General features: G+C 60.7%; 14 protein-coding genes. 4 read left to right on the top strand and 10 right to left on the bottom strand.

All coding sequences use genetic code 11. The features are described 5' to 3' along the window. Positions 1 to 4: 4 nt before the first annotated feature. Complete coding sequence (gene rfbC, locus U1738_RS18460; RefSeq protein WP_332790496.1) at positions 5 to 568, bottom strand: dTDP-4-dehydrorhamnose 3,5-epimerase; 564 nt, start codon at positions 566 to 568, stop codon at positions 5 to 7. A 453-nt stretch (positions 569 to 1,021) separates the two neighbouring features. Between rfbC and U1738_RS18455 the strand changes: the two genes are divergently transcribed. Beyond that, positions 1,022 to 2,209, top strand: a complete 1,188-nt coding sequence (locus tag U1738_RS18455) for a polysaccharide biosynthesis/export family protein (protein WP_332790495.1) — start codon at positions 1,022 to 1,024, stop codon at positions 2,207 to 2,209. Positions 2,210 to 2,257: 48 nt separating this feature from the next. Here U1738_RS18455 and U1738_RS18450 read toward each other — a convergent pair whose 3' ends face one another. From U1738_RS18450 to U1738_RS18420, 7 genes are all read right to left on the bottom strand, one after another. Further along, entirely contained in the window at positions 2,258 to 3,505 is a 1,248-nt protein-coding gene (locus U1738_RS18450) for a hypothetical protein (RefSeq protein ID WP_332790494.1), read from the bottom strand. Next, a complete protein-coding gene (locus U1738_RS18445) occupies positions 3,502 to 4,155 on the bottom strand; it encodes an ABC transporter ATP-binding protein (RefSeq protein ID WP_332790493.1) in 654 nt (217 codons plus the stop codon). The genes U1738_RS18450 and U1738_RS18445 overlap by 4 nt, the downstream gene beginning before the upstream one ends. Further along, entirely contained in the window at positions 4,152 to 6,014 is a 1,863-nt protein-coding gene (locus U1738_RS18440; protein ID WP_332790492.1) for an ABC transporter permease, read from the bottom strand. The genes U1738_RS18445 and U1738_RS18440 overlap by 4 nt, the downstream gene beginning before the upstream one ends. 34 nt (positions 6,015 to 6,048) lie before the next feature. Continuing rightward, positions 6,049 to 7,122 carry a GDP-mannose 4,6-dehydratase gene (gene gmd, locus U1738_RS18435; RefSeq protein WP_332790491.1) on the bottom strand — a complete coding sequence of 358 codons (1,074 nt, stop codon included), beginning with the start codon at positions 7,120 to 7,122 and terminating at the stop codon, positions 6,049 to 6,051. Next, a complete protein-coding gene (locus U1738_RS18430) occupies positions 7,115 to 8,473 on the bottom strand; it encodes a glycosyltransferase family protein (RefSeq protein WP_332790490.1) in 1,359 nt (452 codons plus the stop codon). Before U1738_RS18430 ends, gmd begins: the two co-directional genes overlap by 8 nt. A gap of 79 nt (positions 8,474 to 8,552) precedes the next feature. After that, entirely contained in the window at positions 8,553 to 9,473 is a 921-nt protein-coding gene (locus U1738_RS18425; protein ID WP_332790489.1) for an NAD-dependent epimerase/dehydratase family protein, read from the bottom strand. Next, on the bottom strand, positions 9,474 to 10,538 hold the full coding sequence (locus U1738_RS18420; protein WP_332790488.1) for a KpsE/RkpR family capsule polysaccharide export protein: 1,065 nt from the start codon (positions 10,536 to 10,538) through the stop codon (positions 9,474 to 9,476). 381 nt (positions 10,539 to 10,919) lie between these two features. Here U1738_RS18420 and U1738_RS18415 point away from each other — a divergent pair, with 381 nt between their 5' ends. The 3 genes from U1738_RS18415 to U1738_RS18405 are packed head-to-tail and all read left to right on the top strand — an operon-like array spanning position 10,920 to position 16,700. After that, positions 10,920 to 11,708: an ImuA family protein gene (locus tag U1738_RS18415; protein ID WP_332790487.1), complete on the top strand. Its 789-nt coding sequence runs from the start codon at positions 10,920 to 10,922 to the stop codon at positions 11,706 to 11,708. Then, entirely contained in the window at positions 11,599 to 13,143 is a 1,545-nt protein-coding gene (locus U1738_RS18410) for a Y-family DNA polymerase (RefSeq protein ID WP_332790486.1), read from the top strand. The genes U1738_RS18415 and U1738_RS18410 overlap by 110 nt, the downstream gene beginning before the upstream one ends. Then, a complete protein-coding gene (locus U1738_RS18405) occupies positions 13,140 to 16,700 on the top strand; it encodes an error-prone DNA polymerase (RefSeq protein ID WP_332790485.1) in 3,561 nt (1,186 codons plus the stop codon). Before U1738_RS18410 ends, U1738_RS18405 begins: the two co-directional genes overlap by 4 nt. 165 nt (positions 16,701 to 16,865) lie before the next feature. Here the strand turns inward: U1738_RS18405 and U1738_RS18400 are convergent, their stop codons facing one another. Together U1738_RS18400 and U1738_RS18395 are read right to left on the bottom strand one after the other, a co-directional pair. Then, a complete protein-coding gene (locus tag U1738_RS18400; protein ID WP_332790484.1) occupies positions 16,866 to 17,843 on the bottom strand; it encodes an agmatine deiminase family protein in 978 nt (325 codons plus the stop codon). 17 nt (positions 17,844 to 17,860) lie between these two features. Beyond that, positions 17,861 to 19,513, bottom strand: a complete 1,653-nt coding sequence (locus tag U1738_RS18395; RefSeq protein ID WP_332790523.1) for a M28 family metallopeptidase — start codon at positions 19,511 to 19,513, stop codon at positions 17,861 to 17,863. Positions 19,514 to 19,597: the final 84 nt, after the last annotated feature.

Raw genomic sequence — 19,597 nt, 5'->3', positions numbered from 1 at the left:
GATTTCAGTCCTGGTAGGTGAAATAGGCAGGAAGATCGGCCAGCTTGGGCTGGATGCGATCCTTGGGCGACAGCGTGTCAGGATCGGCGACCGCCGGCCAATCTATGCCGATCGCCGAATCATCCCACGCCAAGCCCTTGTCGCTCGCATGGTCATAATAAGCGGTTACCTTATAGACGAGCATCGTATCGGGCACGAGCGTACAGAAGCCGTGCGCGAACCCGGGTGGGACCCAGAGCTGCCGTCCGTTCTCTGCCGAGAGTTCGATCGCGATCGACTTGCCATAGGTTGGGGAGCCAGTGCGGATGTCCACCACAACATCGAGCAGCGCGCCGGCGACACAGCGGACCAGCTTGCCTTGCGCGAATGGATCGGTCTGGAAATGCAAGCCGCGGATCGTACCCACTTTTGCGCTGAGCGATTCATTTTCCTGAACGAATACGAATTTGCCCACCGCATCCGCGAAAGCATCTTCGCGAAACGTCTCGGCGAAATAACCGCGGGCGTCTCCGCGACGAAGAGGCTGAATGGCAACCGGGCCGTCGATATCAAAAGTCTGGGAATTCATACTCGGGCGGGCTCTCGATCTGACTTGGCTCCGATCCTCGGAACCGGATCGGTTTTAGGTTGTCAATATGATGACGGCGCTCCTATCAGCTGCGACCGATCAGAACAAATGACTGAGGCTTGGACAGGAAATGCTGGGCTCATTCGGATCGCGTGGTGGTCGCTTCGGCTGGCCGCGTTTCAACGGCTGGCGTCGCGCGATATAGGAGGTTTCGTTGATCCATCGGGGATCGAGCCGAAAGCCGTTGGCGGAAACCATTATGGTCGGTCTGACCCGAAGCATACGTTTCCAAAACGGTCATGGGTTCGTTCGACTGGCGTTTTTGCGCTAACCTGTTAGTCCCGCTCGTTCGGAGCGCGGGCACCGCTGCCATTTCGGTTGGGCGTCAAATCGTTTTCGAGCCAATTCCAGCCGGCGGTCGAGAAATGACTGGGTGGTTCAATACTGATTTTAATGTTTAGAGGTTTTATGCCGTCCAGCAAGTTGACGTCCCCTAAAGGTCGTGTCGGCGCTATCTATCTGCTCGGATCAGTTGCGGCGGTATTCGCGGTTTCCGGCTGCGCATCGCTGCCGACGAGTGGACCGACAGCCCAACAAGTCGTCCGCGGCACGCAGGATGGTCGCAATACGATCGGTATGCGTATCGTCGACATCGACGGGACATTGACGACCCCAGCAGCACGGCCGAATGATGCCGTGGTTGGCGGGCTTGCCGCATTAGGAACCGCAAGTGTCGTTCAGACCAAAGGTTCGGTAGGCGTCGGGGATCAACTCGATGTGGCGGTTTTCGAGGTCGGCGTAAGCCTTTTTGGAGGCGCACGGCCTGCGGGTGTCGATTTCGACGCGTCGTCGCAGGTTCAGCGCTTTCCGACCGTGACGGTCGATACCGCAGGCCAAATCCGACTTCCGTATGCAGGAACGATCGCAGTGGCGGGGCATACGCCGAACGAGATCGCCTTGATGATCGAGCGCGCTTATCGTGGAAAATCGCAAAATCCTCAGGTGCTCGTAACGATCCGCGGCAATGTGAGTGAAACGGTCTTCGTGTCTGGCGATGTCCGAAAATCCGGCAGGATCGAGGTAACCGCTCAACGCGAACGGCTGCTCGATGTGATCGCCAATGCTGGCGGCACCGTCGCGCAGACCCAGGATATGGTCGTCCGGGTAACCCGAGGCAACCAGGAAGCTGAGGAGCGGCTTGATCGGGTCCGGGTCGGCGCACCTGACGATCTTGTTCTTTCCCCCGGCGACAGAATCGAACTCATCCGTCGTCCGCAAACCTTTATCGTGCTTGGTGCAACCAGTCGTGTTGCTCAGGTTCCGTTCGATCAAAGTGATCTTACCTTGGCCGAAGCGGTTGCGCGGGCCGGAGGACCGAACGATGCTACGGCAAATCCCCGCGCCGTTTTCCTGTTTCGTTATGAAGCGCCTGCCGTCCCGGGTCAGCTCGCTCAACCCGTTATCTACCGTCTCGATATGGTCAATCCGGCGAGCTATTTTATAGCTCAGCGCTTTCCTATGCGGGATAAAGACGTACTTTACGTCAGCACTGCGGCGATCAATCGGACGGCGAAGTTCGTCGCCATCATCAACCAATTGTTCTCACCGTTCGTTGCTGCACGCACACTTACCGGGAACTGACGCGGCCCGTTAACTGACGCGCCATGGCTCGGGTCGGGCTGGTCCCGTTCATCCCGCATTGCTCCAGCGCCAATTGGGCGCGCTGACATAGTCCAGCCCGATCGCGCTGCCCGGAGAAAGGATTATTCCGGTTCCGACCGGCATCGGGGTAGGCTCTACGCCATCCATGCGCGCGCCATCAATCAACAAGGCCCGGACAAGCCCGCCCCATATCGACACTTGGACTGGTTGGCCTGAAAAATTGCGCAGCAGAGTGCCGGATGCGGGTAGCGGCGGAGTAGATATGCCCTGTCGACCGTGAATACGCACGCCTTCGCAGGCCTTTGGATCCACGATCGAGGTGGCAGACAGCGCGAAGTTATTGGCGACGAACTCGATCCATTGTGACTGATTGCATCCGGTGCTGCGTATCGCCCGCTGCCGAATTTCGGAAAACTGGCAGCCAAGCACAGCGTGAGCGCCCGATGTCGCGACTTCGTTGCTATACGCAACATCGGTATTTTCGAAGGTGAAGCCCTGGACTGTGATCCCGAAATTGACCCCGTCGCGGATCGCGAAACCCGTCGTCGCGTTCGACGCTGCGCCACCAGCAAATGTCATGCACTCGACTTGGCGACACTCGATTGCCGTCCCATGGTTGTTTCCGCGGCCGTCCGCATAGGCATTGGCCTTCAGGCCGATGGCGAGGCTGCCCGGTGCCAGGTAATTGAGCCGCAAGGCTGTGACCGGGCCCTGGTCGAAGCTGTTGTCGACCGCCACATCCCGGATTCGAAGCATATTGACCGGGTCTGAAAAGTTATCGCGCCCGATCGAGACAAGCGGACCCGCGAGCGCTCCAACGAAACCAAGCCCTTCCAAGATCGGATCGAACCAATCCGTCGGCCCCTCGAAGCGCAATCCACCTGTACGGCCTTCGATCCGGAGCAGCGATTGGCCCGGCCCAGCAATCCCGACGACGGCGACGGCATGCGGAGCACCGCGCACCTGTCGTGTAAGATCGAGCGAGATCGGGCGGCCGAGATTCGACAAGGCATATTCGCCCGCAGGCACCAATACAGGCGATCCATCGTCGCGACAGGCCGCAAGGCAATGGCGCAAAGCCAGGAGATTGACCGCCCCAGGGGCGTCCGGGCGGGCGCCGAAAGTCTCGATCGATCTTCCCGTCCGAACGATCGAAGGACTTGTGTTTTGTTCGGTAATGGATCGAGTGAGGGTGGCGGGCAGCATCGGAGCGCCGCCTACCGTTGCGAGCAGCGAGCGTCGATTCCAGTCTCGGCCAAGTATTTCTTCGGTCATGCCAGGGATCGGTAGCGGACGATTGCGGCCTCGACATCGTCGAACATCTCGATGCGTCCGCCGTGCAGGACCGCCCCCATATCCGTGAATTGACGGATCGTGTCGACATTGTGCGAGACCAGAATGATGTCGGCGTAAGCGGTGCGCTCGGCGAAGGCCGCCAGCGCCTTTTCGCGAAAATTTCCGTCCCCGACTTCGGTGATCTCGTCGATCAGATAAATATCGAAATCGATGCCGAGGCAGGCGCCAAAGGCAAGCTTTGCCAGCATGCCTGACGAATACGTCTTGGTCTGATTGTCGAACTGTTTCCCCAGTTCGGAAAAATCCTGTACCGCATCGGCTAGGAAGTCGCGGTCGACGCCATAGATGTCTGCCAGGAACGAGACATTATCTCGCCCCGACAAATCCGGATGAAAAATGGTCGCCAGGCCAAGAGGGAAGGACACTTGCCGATCGCGGCGTACTTCTCCGCGGTCGGGGATCTCGGTTCCCGAAATCAGGCGGATCAGGGTGGACTTGCCGGCACCGTTGAGGCCCAGAACCCCGACGTTGCGACCGGTAGGGAACAACACGCTGGCATTGTCGAGCACGACATTTCTTCCTCCGCCGCGCGGATGGTAGATTTTGGAAACACGGTCGAGCTCGATCATTCGACGTCCAGCATTCGACGGCGCATAAGTCGTTCCATTATAAGCGCAATTGCTACCGTTCCGACTGCAAAACCGACCAGATAAGTAACGCTGAGCCATTCCGGCGCGGGTTCATGAAAATAGTGGAAGCGCAACAACTCGATCCCCTGCAGAACGGGGTTCCAGACCAGAATGTCGCGCACCCAGATTGGCATCATGCGCGGAACGTAGAAAGTACCCGACGTGAAATAGATCACCGATGCCGCCGCACCCCAGATGCGTTCCCAGGCGGGAAACACCGAAACGATCGCGGCACTGATCATGCCAACCCCGATCGCGGCAACCCAGAGGATCATCAACGCCCCAAGTACGGCGAGCGGTTCGAGTGGTATGGCATCCAAGCCGACTATAACGAACGCGGCCAGGAAGATCGCTGCGACGATCAGTTCGGTCACCGCCTCCAGCACGGCACGCGCCGCAAAAATATCAAGAATACGCACTCTGGGAATTTGAAGCAGCGGCCTGTTTTCCGGAACAGATCCGATCAAATGACCTGCGGTATGGGTAAACATGTGATACGGAATAATGCCGGTGAAGTAAAAAACCGCGAAACTCTGTCCGATCGGAGGCAGTCCGCCATGGTTCAGCATACCGATCAGAAAGATCATGATGCCGATATGCGCGAGCGGTTCGAACAATACCCAGAGATAACCCAGGCGCGAGCGACCGAACCTTGTCTTCATTTCACGCCTGAACAAGGCTGAGACGCTGCGCACGAAGCTGGGTGGGCGGATATGTCCGCGAGTGGGCACGCGTTCGCGTCGGTTTGCGGAAGGCGCTATCGTCTGTCTGCCACTGATCAATTGGGCATACAGATGCTTGTTGATCACCGTTTCATAGACGGACAAGAAGCCGATATCTGCCGGAGCGAGTTGCACGATACGAGCGCCTACCTCTATCGCACGGTCGTAGCGGCCGGCCTCGGTGTAAGTGGCGAAGACGCCACGGAGCCATGCTTCGCTTTCTGCTCCGTCCTGCCTGGACGCGGTCAATTCGTCGAGAAATGCCGCCGCCTTGCCGTGTCGCCCAAGTTGTCCCAACACGGCAACGGCGTGAAGCAGATAGCCTCGTTCGGTCGGTGCAATCGCGATTGCTCGTTCGATCTCGACAAACGCTTCCTCGAACTGCTTGCCTTGCGCCAGCGCCACACTGCGCAGGAACCGCAGTTCGGCATCTTCGACATCCGGCAAAGCCGCCAACTGATCGAGTGCTGCCTGACCCTCCCCGCGGTCGAGCAACAAGCGGGCGATCGCGAAGAGTATCGCTGGATTTTCAGGGTGACGCCGTGCGGCCCGCCGGCCAAGTAACGAGACCAGCCGGTGACGTTTCAGCATCGCCGCCGCCGTCAGCGCTATCGGCCACAGGGCAACGCTCGCGGTTTCCCCGCGAAGCGCCGGCAAGGCAACGCCGAGAGCCTCTTTGGGGCGAGCAAGATGCATCAACGCTTCGACCAGCGCTGTCCTGAATATAGGATTGTTCGACGCGGCCGCGACGGCCGCTCTCAGATAAGGTTCTGCTTGAGCGGCGCGGCCGGTGGCGAGATAGTCGAAGCCGATAAACGCATCTTGTTCTGCATCGAGTGGAACGATCGCGGATAAACGCAACAAGGCCTCGGAAGCACCGCTTCGGTCCCCGGCCTGCGATCGCAGCCAGGCAAGCTGTGCGAGCAAATCCCGGTGATCACCGATCTCGGCGAGCGCCGCCGCGATGATTGTCCCGGCTTCTTCATGATCGCCTTGGGATATCAGACGCTGCGCTGCGGCCAAAGCCTTGGCCGCAGCGTCGTCGAGGCCCTGCTTTGTCAGTGCGTCACCCGGCATGCTGCGCGACGCCTCCCGAGGCGAACGGGTTTGCTCACAGGAAGTCCTCGAGCATCATCTGGCTATCCACGATGCGTTGCTGCCGGTCGACGTCGGCGCTTACCATGTCGGTTACCAACTGCTCGAAATTGCGCTCATGCTTCCAGCCAAGCTTGGTGCGTGCTTTGGTCGGATCGCCAAGCAACAGGTCGACCTCGGCGGGACGGAAATATTCCGGATCGATCATAACCAGAATTTCGCCGGTTTTGGTACACAGGCCGACTTCGTTGACACCCTCGCCTTCCCAGCGGATTGTCCGGTCGATATGGCCGAACGCCACATCTACAAACTCCCGCACGCTGTGCATTTCACCAGTTGCCAGAACGTAATCGTCGGCATTGTCCTGCTGTAGGATGAGATGCATGCCACGAACATAATCACGCGCATCGCCCCAATCGCGCTTTGCTTCCAAGTTGCCTAGGCGCAAAGTCTGCTTTTGCCCGGCTTTGATCTGGGCAACGGCTTTGGTGATCTTGCGCGTCACAAACAATTCGCCGCGCAATTGGCCTTCGTGGTTGAACAGGATGCCATTGGATGCGTGCATTCCATAGGCTTCGCGATAGTTGACGGTGATCCAGTAACCATACAGCTTGGCTACCCCGTAAGGGCTGCGAGGATGAAATGGCGTTGTTTCGGTCTGCGGTGTCTCCAGCACCTTGCCATACAGTTCCGACGTCGATGCCTGATAAAAGCGGGCATGATCGATCAGGCCCGCCGTGCGGATGGCTTCCAGCAGGCGCAGAACGCCAATACCGTCGGCATTAGCGGTGTATTCGGGTGTTTCGAAGCTGACCGCCACATGGCTTTGCGCCGCCAGATTGTAGATTTCAGTCGGCCGGACGGTCGCGATGATGCGGATCATCGAAGAAAAGTCCGTGAGGTCGCCGTAATGCAGCTTCAAGCGCCCCTTCGCGATATCTTCGCCAAGGAGCTTGGACAAGCGATGCGTGTTCGGGGCGGAAGAGCGACGGACGATGCCGTGCACGATATAGCCCTGATCGATCAGCAATCGCGATAGATATGCGCCGTCCTGTCCGGTGACGCCGGTGATTAAAGCAATCTTAGACATTTCTGACCTCTTCAGAGACGTGCTGGAAGCGTTGGAGTTGAGCCAAAATGCTGCCGCGGATGTTGTAATTAGAATAGGCTTTGTCACGTGCTAAACGCATAGTCGAGCGTTCCGGCTGGGCAGCGGCTTGCTGCACTTTCTGCGCCAGCTCGATATAGTTTCCGATGTCAAAACCGAGAAATGTTTCACCGAAATATTTACGCGTCTCGGCAAATGAGTGGTTGTTGGCACAGACCAATTTTGCTCCTGCTTCCATTCCGAGCACAATTACACCGGACATGCTCTGTCCGACTTCGATGTAAGGAAGAACTACCGCATCAGACAGGCGGAGCGCTTCGATGAATTCAGGATCCGGCAAGCTGCCGATGAAACGGACCCGTTCAGACAGAAGCGGAAGGGGCGGGTGCTGGGTTGATGCGTCGGCCAATCGCTGTGGTTCGCCCAATTGAACCACGGGCATGCCCAATCTCTTCAACTTTGCGGTACGCATCTCACGGGCGTAAACCTCTTCGTCGACTTCGCCCATCAATTCCATAAGCTTTTCGATGAATGGATGTACGGCCGAATGCGCTTGAATCGACTGTGGATGATGGCTGCCGAACAAGACCAGCTTGTATTCGGGTGGTAGTTCCAAGAGCGATTGAAGCGCTGTCTCGATCCCTTTATATTCCGATATATAGCCGAACAGGCCAACGATCTTATCGTCGGGAGCAAAGCCATGCTTCTCTCGAAAGCCGCTGACGTCCGCTTGTCCCCAAGCCGCATCGCGCTCTTCGGGGGTCAGGAAGGCTAGAGGATAGTCGAAACAATTGGGCATGCGGTAGATATCTGTAACGACCCTTCGCTCACGCTTGGTGTGGACTTTTATCCAAGCATTCTTGCGCTTTGATTCATGGCCGACTTGCTCCACGATATCGCGATACAGATTCACGAACCGTTGCGAACCGGCCCGCCGCTTCCAGGGCATCAAGGACATCTGCTTGATCGCCTGCCATAATGCCCGAGAACGTGGAATTGCTTCCACATCGATCCGATGCATAGTCAATATGACATTTGGTGCCGCCGCAATGAGCCATCCGATCCGTCGCTTGATGTCGCCAATCGTCTTTCCGAACAAACCCGCCTCGAATTGAATGTTGACGTAATCATATTCGCGCAGTTTTGCGGCGATCGATCGGATATGCGCATCTCCAGCCTGCCGGAAAATTTTGTCCTTCTTTTGGAGAAGGAAAAGATCGAGCGGCAATACGTCCACATCAACGAATTCACTAAATCCTGTCTTGAGGACGTGTGTATAAGATGCGTTCCCACAGTTTTCATTGTAAGTACTGACTATGGCTAATCTTGCCATATCTAATGTCCCCGATATAAAAAAGAGAATTTCTTATTAGAATTCAGAAGAAATCGATTAATAGATGTCGTGATCTAAATCATGAACGAAGCGAATTGAAGTTCTCTTTTACCCAGAGTATCGTTTCTTCGAGGCCGCGATTCAAGGAATAGGACGTTTGGAAACCGATGTCTTGGATCTTCGTCACGTCGTAGGATCGCCGTAACTGACCGAGCGGTTTCTCGGGATCCCATCGATAGACCACATCGGGATAAAATGCCGCGATAGCTGTCACCAACTCATGGATGGTTCCAGGTTTGCCAGAGGCAAGATTATAGGTGCCTTCCCCCTGATCCATCAGCTTGGCAAGGCCGGCCGCCGCATCCGCGGCATAAAGGAAGTCGCGCTGGGGAGAGCCATCGCCCCAGATGTCTACGACACCACCGTCGCGACTTGCGGATTCGAACTTCATCAGTAGTGACGGAATGACGTGGCCGTATTCGATGTTAAATCGGTCATGCGGACCATAAAGATTGGTTGATATCGCATAGGCGAAGCGCGTTCCGAACTGCCGACGATAGCTTTCGAGTTGTACCAGCATCCCGCGCTTGGCGAACGCATAGGCATATTCCGAGGCGTGAGGCTCACCTTTGAGCGCATCATCCTCTCGCATCGGCTGCTGAAGGCCATCCGCGTATATCGCAGCGGTTCCCATGGCTACTATCTTTTCGACGCCGATCTGGCGCGATGCCTCGATGACATGCAGGTTGAGCAGCGTGTTGCGCCGGAAAGCATCGCCTGGAAAAGCGGTGTTACCGCCCAGGCCGAACACTGCGCCCGCCAGATGGTAGACAAGCCTCGGCTTCTCGCGCTCGAACAGGGCACGACAGACGTGCCAATCCTCAAGGTCGCCATCGGCCCGGCCGCGCAGAACCCGAATATCTGCACCACGCGCGGTCAGCAAGGCGTCTAGTGCAGCGCCCGCGACGCCGCTGCCACCGGTTATCAAGATATCCGCCACTTAAATCCTTTCACGGTAGGATTTCAGAACAAGCGACGCGATGATCCACGCGCTCATCGCAAAGCCCAGAAAGATCGCCAGCGAAAGCGCAAGGCGCGGAGCATCTGCTTCTTCAGGAAGCGTAGGACTAAAGATAGTGTCCAAGTACAATTGCTGTTGCGCGGCCTGCGCCTGCTGCTTTTCCTGGGCCACCATAGCGAGTTCATAACGTTTCTGCGCAAAATCCTGCTCGACCTGCAATTGCTGAAACGCGCTGAGCGCGCCCGAGAGATTGGCCGTACCATTTTGTTCGCCGGTCGAGCGCGACTGAAGAGCGCCGAGCGCCGAGCGAAGTGAAGCGATGCGGGTCCGAAAAGCAGGCAGGGCAGGTGAGCTAGGAGAGTAGCTTTCTCGCATGGACAACTCGGCCTGAGCCTTGATGATTTCGTTTTGGAGCTGAGTCTGCTGCTCGAGGTTGGCTTTGGCGACGAGCTGTGGATCGATCAGTCCGCGCTGATTCCGCAGGCTCTGAAGCCGCACATTGATCTGGCGCAGCGCCATCCCTGCCTCACTGGCATTTGCGCGGGCGTAGGCGACAAGATCACGCCGGGATCGGGTCGTCATGGTGTTAACCAATTGCTCTGATGCAGCGAGTACGGCTTGAGACAAGCGCAGCGTGGTAGCGGGGTCGTACGCGCGAACTTTCACGACCAGTGTGTTGGTCGTATTCTCATAATAGGCGTCGATACGGCGTTGCCAGTACCGCCACAAAGCCTCGCTCGACGCGTTCGGTGACAGCCTTGAGGTCGGATCGATGCGCGGTGACGAATAGATGAGCTTGAGGTTCAGCCGTCGATCAAGTTCGCTCACCCCCGGGCCGCTCTCCAGATATTGAATGATAGCATAGCTGTCTGCAGCGTTGACGGCAGGCAGGCCAATTCCGGGAAGTTGCGGAAATGCAGAATTGCCACCCTCCTGCGCGTTCCGCACGATGGCGCGAAATTCACATACATAGGAGGGAGTCTGGATCAGCATCAAATACAGAGCAAACAGAGTCGACGGTATCAAGACGATCATCAGCCACAAGCGGAAGGTCGTTATGTGTCTCAATATGGCTGCAGTGTGGCGCCATGGCCACTCTGCCCTGGGGAGGCCTCGAACCGTATCGAATTGCCCCTCGTGAGCGTGATCAGGCGAGGGAACCCGCAATATTCAATCCCTTTGGTCATCTGGCAAGCGGCGACGCCTATGCGTCAGAACAGGCCGCGTGGCAACTTATGCGTACCACCGGCCTGAGCTGATGGAACGTCTCGCCGTCCGGCCGAGACGTGTGATCGGCAAGGGCCAGGCCTGGGGTTCCGAAACCGCGTGGGTTGGAACGACTCCGTCCCCGAACCGGATATATTTGGGCAGCCGTGCTTGACTCCGATCCAGCATCGGACGATTTGGAACATAACGGGAACTGTAATGCGTGATTCGGTCGAAATTATTGCCGCACTCAGGCGGCATGTGTCTCAACTGGAGGGCCTGCGCCAGACGGAAACGTCAGGTTTTGTCGGTATCGGCCATGAGGAGATCGATGCTCGGCTCGGCGGAGGGCTGGAGCGTGGACGGGTACACGAAATTTTCGCTCTCAATGCCGATGATGTGAGCAGTGCGGCGGGCTTCGCGGCGATGATCGTGCGTCGCGCCGGTCTGGGGTCGGTTGTTTGGCTCAGGCAGGATAATGCGCAGGGTGCGGGCGGCGCGCTGCACATGCCCGGAATAATCGAATTGGGTTTGCGCGGCCTCGACCTGATCGTCGGGATGCTGCCCGATGCCCTCAGTCTGTTGTGTGTTGCGGCGGACGTAACGCGCTGCGCGGACGTCGCTATGGTCGTGGTCGAACTTTGGCAAAATCCTCGCATGCTCGATCTTACGGCGAGCCGACGCCTCGCCATGGCTGCGGAAAGTTCGGGCGTAACCGCCTTGCTGCTGCGCGTCGCCGCCGAGCCGTCGCCCAGTGCCGCGACCACGCGCTGGCAGGTGCGATCGGCGGCGGCGGTGCCGCTGGCGGCGAACGCGCCGGGTTTCCCGACGCTGGATGTGGAATTGTCGCGGCAACGCGGCGGAAAGGCCGGCGGTCGCTGGTGTGTGGAGTGGGATCGTGACGAGGCAATCTTCCGGCCGGCCGGATATCAGGCGGCGGCGCTTTCTGGCGCTGTGGTTTCCGTTTCTGCCGGCGGACCGGGTGGCGCGCGCCGGCGCGCCGGATAGCCCGCACGCTTTCGTCGAGAAGCAGCAGGGGGCGATGCGGCTGGTGGCGGTTGATCGCACCGCGCAGGGGCTGGGGATCGCGACCGGTATGACCTTGGCCGATGCCCGCGCCCGCCTGCCCGAACTGGTGGCGCTCGATCACGATCCCGCCGCCGACGATGCCCTGCTCGAACGCGTCGCCGATGGCTGCGATCGTTACACGCCGCTGGTCGCGATCGATGGCGCGGACGGGGTGACCCTCGATATCACCGGCTGTCTGCATGATGGCGACAGCGAGGACGATCTGGCGGCGGATATCGAGCGCCGGCTCGACGCTTATGGTCTGCAGGTGCGGCATGCGCTGGCCGCCTCGCCCGAGGCGGCACAGGCGCTCGCGCGTTTCCAGACGATGCCCGCGCCGGGCGAGGCGGCGGCGGTTCTGCGGCTCGGCGTGATCGCGCTCCGACTCGACGAGGATACCGAACTGGCGCTGCGCCGGGCGGGGTTGAAGACGATCGGCGATCTTGCCGGACGCCCGACCGCACCGCTCGCCGCGCGCTTCGGCGATGCGATGGTCGATGCGCTCGCCCGACTGACGGGCAAATCCGATAGCCGGATCGTACCGCGCCGGGTGCCGCCCGCCTTGCTGGTCGAGCGACGGCTGGCCGAGCCGGTGACGCAGACCGCCGCCGCGCTGAACATCCTCGAGGCGCTGGCCACAGAAGTCGCGGAGACGATGGCCGAACAGCATCAGGGAGGTCGGCGTTTCGCCGCGCGCCTGTTCCGCAGCGATGGCCTGACGGTCGATCTCGCGGTCGAGACGAGTCTCGCCGTGCGCGATCCGAAGGTGGTGATGCGCCTGTTCGAGGAGCGGATCGACGGGCTGGCCGATCCGATCGATCCGGGCTTCGGCTTCGACATGATCCGCCTGGCCGTGCCGACGCTTGCCCCCCTAGCGCCGACGCAATTGCAATTGGAGGGCGGGGCGGTGGCCGAGGGCGAACTTGCCGCGCTGATCGATCGGCTCAGCACACGGCTCGGGCGCGGGCGGTTCCGTAGGTTGATCCCGCAGGATACGCACATCCCCGAACAGGCGGTGCTCGCGCTGCCGGCGGTTGTCGCGCCGCCCGCTAGTTGGGATGCGCCGGAGCCGGGCGAGCCGCCGCGCCGCCCGCTGCACCTGTTCGATCCGCCACAGTTGATCCAGGTCTTGGCCGAGGTGCCGGATGGACCGCCGCAACGCTTCCGCTGGCGGCGCAACCTGCACGATGTGACCCGCTTCGAGGGGCCTGAACGCATCGCCGCCGAATGGTGGCGCGATGGCCCACCCCGCCCGACGCGAGATTATTACCGCATCGAGGATGCGCGCGGCCGCCGCTTCTGGGTCTTCCGCCACGGCCTGTACGGCACCGAGCGCGAGAATCCCGGCTGGTACGTGCACGGCCTCTTCGCGTGAGCCGGGCCACCGATCCGCCCTTCGCCGAACTGGTGGCGGCGACGAATTATTCGTTCCTGCGGGGGGCGAGCCATGCGACCGACCTGATCGCCGGTGCGAACGCGCTCGGCATGACTGCGCTCGGGATCGCCGATCGCAACACCGTCGCCGGCGTGGTGAGGGGCTGGTCCGCGCTGAAGACGGCACCCGACAGGGCACGCGTGGCGTTGCTCGCCGACAAGAAGGCAGCGGGCGAGCCCGAGAAGCTGAGCGACGAGGAATGGGCCGCATGTGAAATCGACCTGCGGCTGGTCGTCGGCGCGCGGCTGGTGTTCGTGGATGGCACGCCGGATATCGTCGCCTATCCCGCCACACGCTATGGCTGGGGGCGGCTGACGCGATTGCTCACGGTCGGCAACCTGCGCGCGGTCAAGGGCGGTTGCATCCTGCGCTTCGCCGATCTGATCGATTATGCGCAGGATTTGCTGCTGATCGTGCTGCCTTACTCCACCGCTCGGGACGAGCAGGAGCATCGCGATCCGGTGGACTATGATTACGGCGATCCGCCGAAGCCGGCGCTGCGGCTGGTGGAAGTGCCGCCCGCCGATATCGAAGCGACTCTCGACCGGCTGCGTCGGGTGGCACCCGATCGGGTCTGGCTCGGCGCGGCGATGCCTCATCGTGGCAAGGACGGGCGCGATCTCGCTCGTCTGAACGGCATCGCGAACGCCGCGCGCGTGCCGCTGATCGCGACCAACGATGCGCTCTACGCCTCGCCGGAGCAGCGCCCGTTGCACGACGTGCTGACCTGCATCCGCCTCGGCACGACGATCACAGCGGCGGGCAAGCGGCTGGAGGCCAATGCCGAACGCCATCTGAAAAGCCCTGCCGAGATGGCGCGTCTGTTCCGCGATCACCCGCAAGCGATCGCGCAGACGCAGGTGCTATTGTCACGCATAGACTTCGATCTCAAAGATCTACGCTACGAATATCCGCACGAACCTGTCCCCGAGGGATGGGAAGCACAAGCCTGGCTCGAGCATGTCGCCTGGTCCGCCGCGATCGAGCGCTATGCCGATTATATGCCGCCCAAGGTGATCGCCACGCTGGCGGAGGAATTCGCCCTGATCAGCGCCCGAAATTACGCCTATTACTTCCTCACCGTCTACGATCTGGTTAGGTTCGCGCGCGCACAGGATCCCCCGATCCTGTGCCAGGGTCGGGGATCGGCGGCCAATTCCGCAGTCTGTTTCCTGCTCGGCGTCACTTCGATCGATCCGATGCAGCACGATCTGCTATTTTCGCGCTTTGTGTCCGACGAACGCGACGAGCCCCCGGATATCGATATCGATTTCGAGCACGAACGGCGCGAGGAGGTGATGCAGTATATCTACCGGCGTTACGGCCGCCACCGCGCCGGAATCGCCGCGACGGTGGCACATTATCGCTCGCGCAGCACGGTTCGCGAAGTCGCCAAGGCGCTGGGACTGAGCGAAGACATCCCCGCGCGCATGGCCAGTACCGTGTGGGGCAGCCATTCCGGCGACATGGAGGATCGCCGCATCACCGACGCCGGGTTCGATCTCGCCAATCCGGAGATCGCGCGATTGCGATTCATCATGGACCAGATTCTCGAAGCGCCGTTTCCGCGCCATTTGTCGCAGCATGTCGGTGGCTTTGTGCTGACCGAAAACCGGTTGGATGAGACGGTGCCGCTGCACCACGCGGCCATGGCGGATCGCACCTTCATCGAATGGGACAAGGACGATATCGATGCGCTCGGCCTGTTGAAGGTCGATGTGCTGGCGCTCGGCATGTTGACCTGCATTCGCAAGAGTTACGACCTGCTCGAACGGCACGGTTTCGGCGAACACACGTTGGAGGTCGATCTCGATAGCACCGACTCAGCGGTCTATGAGATGCTGCAAAAGGGCGACAGCATAGGCGTGTTCCAAGTCGAAAGCCGAGCGCAGATGAACATGCTGCCACGCCTTAAACCCAAGAATCTTTACGATCTGACGGTGCAGGTCGCGATCGTTAGACCGGGGCCGATCCAGGGCGATATGGTGCATCCCTATCTGCGTCGGCGCACCGGGGTGGAGAAGGTCGAATATCCCGCGCCCGATCCAAGATTCGGGCCGGAGGACGAGTTGAAAACCCTGCTCGGCAACACCTATGGCGTGCCGCTGTTTCAGGAACAGGCGATGAAGCTGGCGATCGTCGCCGCTGCCTTCACCCCTAGCGAAGCGAACCAGTTGCGGCGCGCGATGGCGACGTTCCGCAATGTCGGCGGCATGCATAATTTCCGCGAGAAGCTGGTCGGGGGCATGGTGGCGCGGGGGTACGAGCAGGATTTCGCCGAGCGATGTTACAAGCAGATCGAGGGCTTCGGCTCCTATGGCTTCCCTGAAAGCCATGCGTTGTCGTTCGCGCGGCTGGTCTATGTCTCGTCGTGGATCAAATGCCATCATCCGGCGGTATTCGCCTGCGCGTTGCTCAATTCACAGCCGATGGGTTTCTATGCTCCGGCGCAGATCGTGCGCGATGCGATCGAGCATGACGTCGAGGTGCGGGCGATCGATGTGAATGCGAGCGCGTGGGACAATGCGCTGGAACTGCGGTCGGAGGGTTTGGCGCCATCCCATGACCTTCCTCGCCATCCTCGCCCTTGCGAGGATGGCCGTGATGAACTGGTCGGGCGGCATCTCGTTTTAAGGCTTGGCCTGCGCCAGATCACCGGTTTCAAACAGGACTGGGCCGGCACGCTCGCCCAGGCACGCAAAGATGCCGGTTCGTTCACCTCGATCGAAAGCCTCGCCCGTCGCGCCAACCTGCCCGAACGCGCGCTCCGGCTGTTGGCCGATGCCGATGCCTTCGGGTCGCTCGGGCTCGGCCGGCGCCATGCCTTGTGGGAGGCGCGGCGTACGCCATCCGCCCCACTGCCGCTGTTCGCCGCGGCCGAGGCGGCTGAGTTGGGCGAGGAAGCGGATATGGCTCTGCCGGCAATGTCCGATGCCGAACACGTTGTCGCCGACTATCAGATGACGCGCCTGTCCTTGAAGGCGCACCCGATGTCCTTTCTGCGCCCGATACTCAGTGGCGAAGGTGTGCTGAGCTGCGCCGCGACGTCGGCGAGCCGGAACGGCGCGCAGGTGCGTACGGCGGGGATCGTTCTGGTCCGTCAGCGGCCCGGCAAGGGCAATGCGATCTTCGTGACGATCGAGGACGAAACCGGCGTGACCAATATCGTGATGTGGGCGCGGATGTTCGAACATTTCCGGCGGCAGGTGATGGCATCGCGGTTAATGGAGGTGGAGGGCATCGTGCAGAAGGCCGGCCCGATCGACGGCAATGTCGTCCATCTGATGGCGTCGCGGATCGTGGACCGCACCGATCTGCTCGATCATCTGTCCGATCTCGACAAGGCCGATATGCCCGTGCTGCGGGCGGACATATTCGAACACCCGCAGCCGCGATATCCCGATGCCAAGCATACGGCACCTTCAGGGCACAACACCCCGCGCCACCGCCATCCGCGCGATGTGCGGATCATTCCCAAGTCGCGGGATTTTCATTGAGCGTAGGAGAAGGGGTTTCACACAAAGGCACAAAGGCACGAAAAGAAGTTTTGAAAATCTGCGCTTCGCATCACCGCCGGAGGCAATCTTCCTCCTTTCACTTCTTTTTGCGCCTTCGTGTGAACCAGTCTTCTTTCTAAGGTTCGCTATCGCGATCCCGCAAATTCACCCCGGTATCTGCTGGCTGATGCAGTGGAAGCTGCCCCCGCCGGTCAAGATATGATCGGCGTGCAGGCCCACCGCCTCGCGATCCGGGAATAGGGCCTGGATCGCCGCCACCGCCGCCGCATCGTTGGGCGCGCCATATTGCGGCACGACCACGACCGCATTGCCGATATAGAAATTCATATAGCTCGCCGGCACGATCTCCTCGTCGCGCAGCACGCGGCCGGGGGAGGGGAGCAGTGCGATCTCGATCCCGTCATGAAGTCCCGCGTCGCGGGCGGCGTGTTGATAGATGAGCCAGTTGGGATCGTTCTCCGCCGCCTGCGGAATCGCCAGCTTGCCGGGCGCGACGAAGCGCGCGAGGTTGTCGACATGCCCGTCGGTATGATCGTGCATCAGCCCCTCGCCGAGCCAGATCACCTGCGTGAAACCGAGATCGGACCGCAGCCGCGCCTCGATCTCAGCCTTGGACAGGCCGGGATTGCGATTGTGGTTGAGCAGGCATTGCTCGGTCGTGACGACGAGGCCGGTGCCGTCGCCGTCGATCGCGCCGCCTTCCAAGATCCAGTCGCAACGTTCGGCATGGATGCGCCGCCGCGCGGCCAAACGCTGGCCGATATCGTCATCACCCGGCAGATCGTATTTTCCGCCCCAGCCGTTGAAGCGGAAATCGCGTGCCGTGCCGTCGCTGAGCAGAATCGCGGCGGTATCGCGCAGCCAGATATCGCCGAACGGCTCGACCACGACATCGGCGATCCCCTTGGCCATCGCCCCCGCCGCGCCGGCCGCTTCCTCATCGGCGGCGACCAGGATCACGCGCTCGCCGCGCCCGTCGGCATGCACCGCGCGGGCGAACGCCACCACCTCCTCGCGCGCCGGCTCCAGATCGTCGAGCCACAGGTCCGGGTGGCTGGGAAAGCCGATCCACACCGCCTTGTGCGGCGCCCATTCCGCCGGCTGCACCAATTGCTTCGTCATCGTAGCTTCGCCCGTTGCTATTTAGCCGCGCCGCGGCTTTCGTCGCGGATCTTGCGGAATTCGGCCGACGGATACCAGTTCGGCCACACATCGCCCTGTGCCAGTTCGTGGCCGAGCGCATAATAGACGTTCAGGTCGGAAACCGCGCCGTCCCAGTTCCACTTCGCATCATATTCGTCCTGCGGCTTGTGATAGCGGTTGACGACATAATCCTCGGTCGCGGCCTTGCCCGCCGCCACGCCCCCGACCACCAGATCCTCGCCGCTTTCGCCATACAGCATCGGCACGCCCAATTTGGCGAAGCTGAAATGGTCGGAGCGGTAATAGGAACCGCGCTCGGGGTTCGCCTCCAGCGTGATCACGCGCCCCTCTGCGGCGACCAGCGGTTTGACCATGTCCTCCAGCTCGGACTTGCCCGCGCCTATGAGCACGAAATCCTTCGTCTTGCCGATGATGTTCAGGCCATCCATGTTCACGCCACCGACCGTCTGTGCCAGCGGATAGACCGGGTTCTCGGCATAATATTTCGATCCCAGCAGCCCGGATTCCTCGCCCGTCACCGCCAGGAACACCTGACTGCGCGTGGCCGGTCCGGCCTTCACGCCCGCCTCGGCCAGCGCAACCAGCCCGGCGACGCCGGTAGCATTGTCGACCGCACCGTTGCAGATATCGTCGCCCTTCACCGCATCGCAGTGGCCGAGATGGTCCCAATGGGCGGAATACATCACGATCTCATCCGGTTTCGCAGTGCCGGGCAGGATGCCGACGACGTTCTTCGATGCCTGACGCCGGATCGTATTGGTCCACGATACGCTGGCCTTCACGCCCAGCGGCACCGCCTTGAAGCCCTTGATCGCGGCGGCCTTGGACAAAGCGGCGAAATCCTGCCCTGCACTGGCGAACAACGCCTCGGCGATCGGCTTCTGGATCCAGCCTACGGCTTGGCTCTGGTCCATATGGTTGCCCGGCGTATCCTGTTCGAGTTGCGGGCCGGTCCAGCTCGACTGCACCACGCCCCAGCCATAAGCCGCCGGCTCCGTATCATGCACGATGATCGCCGCGGCCGCGCCCTGCCGCGCCGCTTCCTCGAACTTGTACATCCAGCGCCCGTAATAGGTCATCGCGCGTCCGCCGAACGGGCCGTCGAGCGTCATCGTCCGCCAGTCCGGATCGTTGATCAGGATGACCACCGTCTTGCCCTTCACGTCCACGCCGGCATAATCGTTCCAGCCACGCTCGGGCGCGTTGATGCCGTAGCCGACGAACACGACCGCGCTGCCCTCGATCGCCACCTTCGGCACCACGCGGTAGGTGCCGATCACCACGCCGGAGCGATAGGGTGCCGATACCGGCACCTTGCCACCGGTGAAGGTGAGCGGCGTCACATTGGTCGCGTTGATCTCGACCAGCGGCACGTTCTGGAACCAGCTGGCCCCATTTTCACCATTTGGATTGCCGGGTTTCAGGCCCGCTTGCTTGAAGCGCTCGACGATATAGGCGGTCGTCTTGTCCTCGGCGGGAGTGGTCGGCTTGCGGCCTTCATAGGCGTCGGAGGACAGCGTTTGCGTGACGGTCTTCAGTGTGGCCACGGAGATTTGCGGCGGCGCATCCTTGGCGCTGGCGGGCAGGGTGATGGTCGCCAGCAGCAGTACGGCAAGGGGTTTGCGCATCGTCAACTCCGAGTATGTCAGCATGATCGAGGTGTGGCAGTGCATATCCACCAGCGCAAGACCGTCCGCCCACTTGCGCCCGGC

The organism is Parasphingomonas caseinilytica, assembly GCF_036663755.1.
Lineage (GTDB): Bacteria > Pseudomonadota > Alphaproteobacteria > Sphingomonadales > Sphingomonadaceae > Sphingomonas.
Note: the sequence above shows the minus strand (reverse complement) of the source record. Positions and strands in the feature narration are given on the sequence as shown.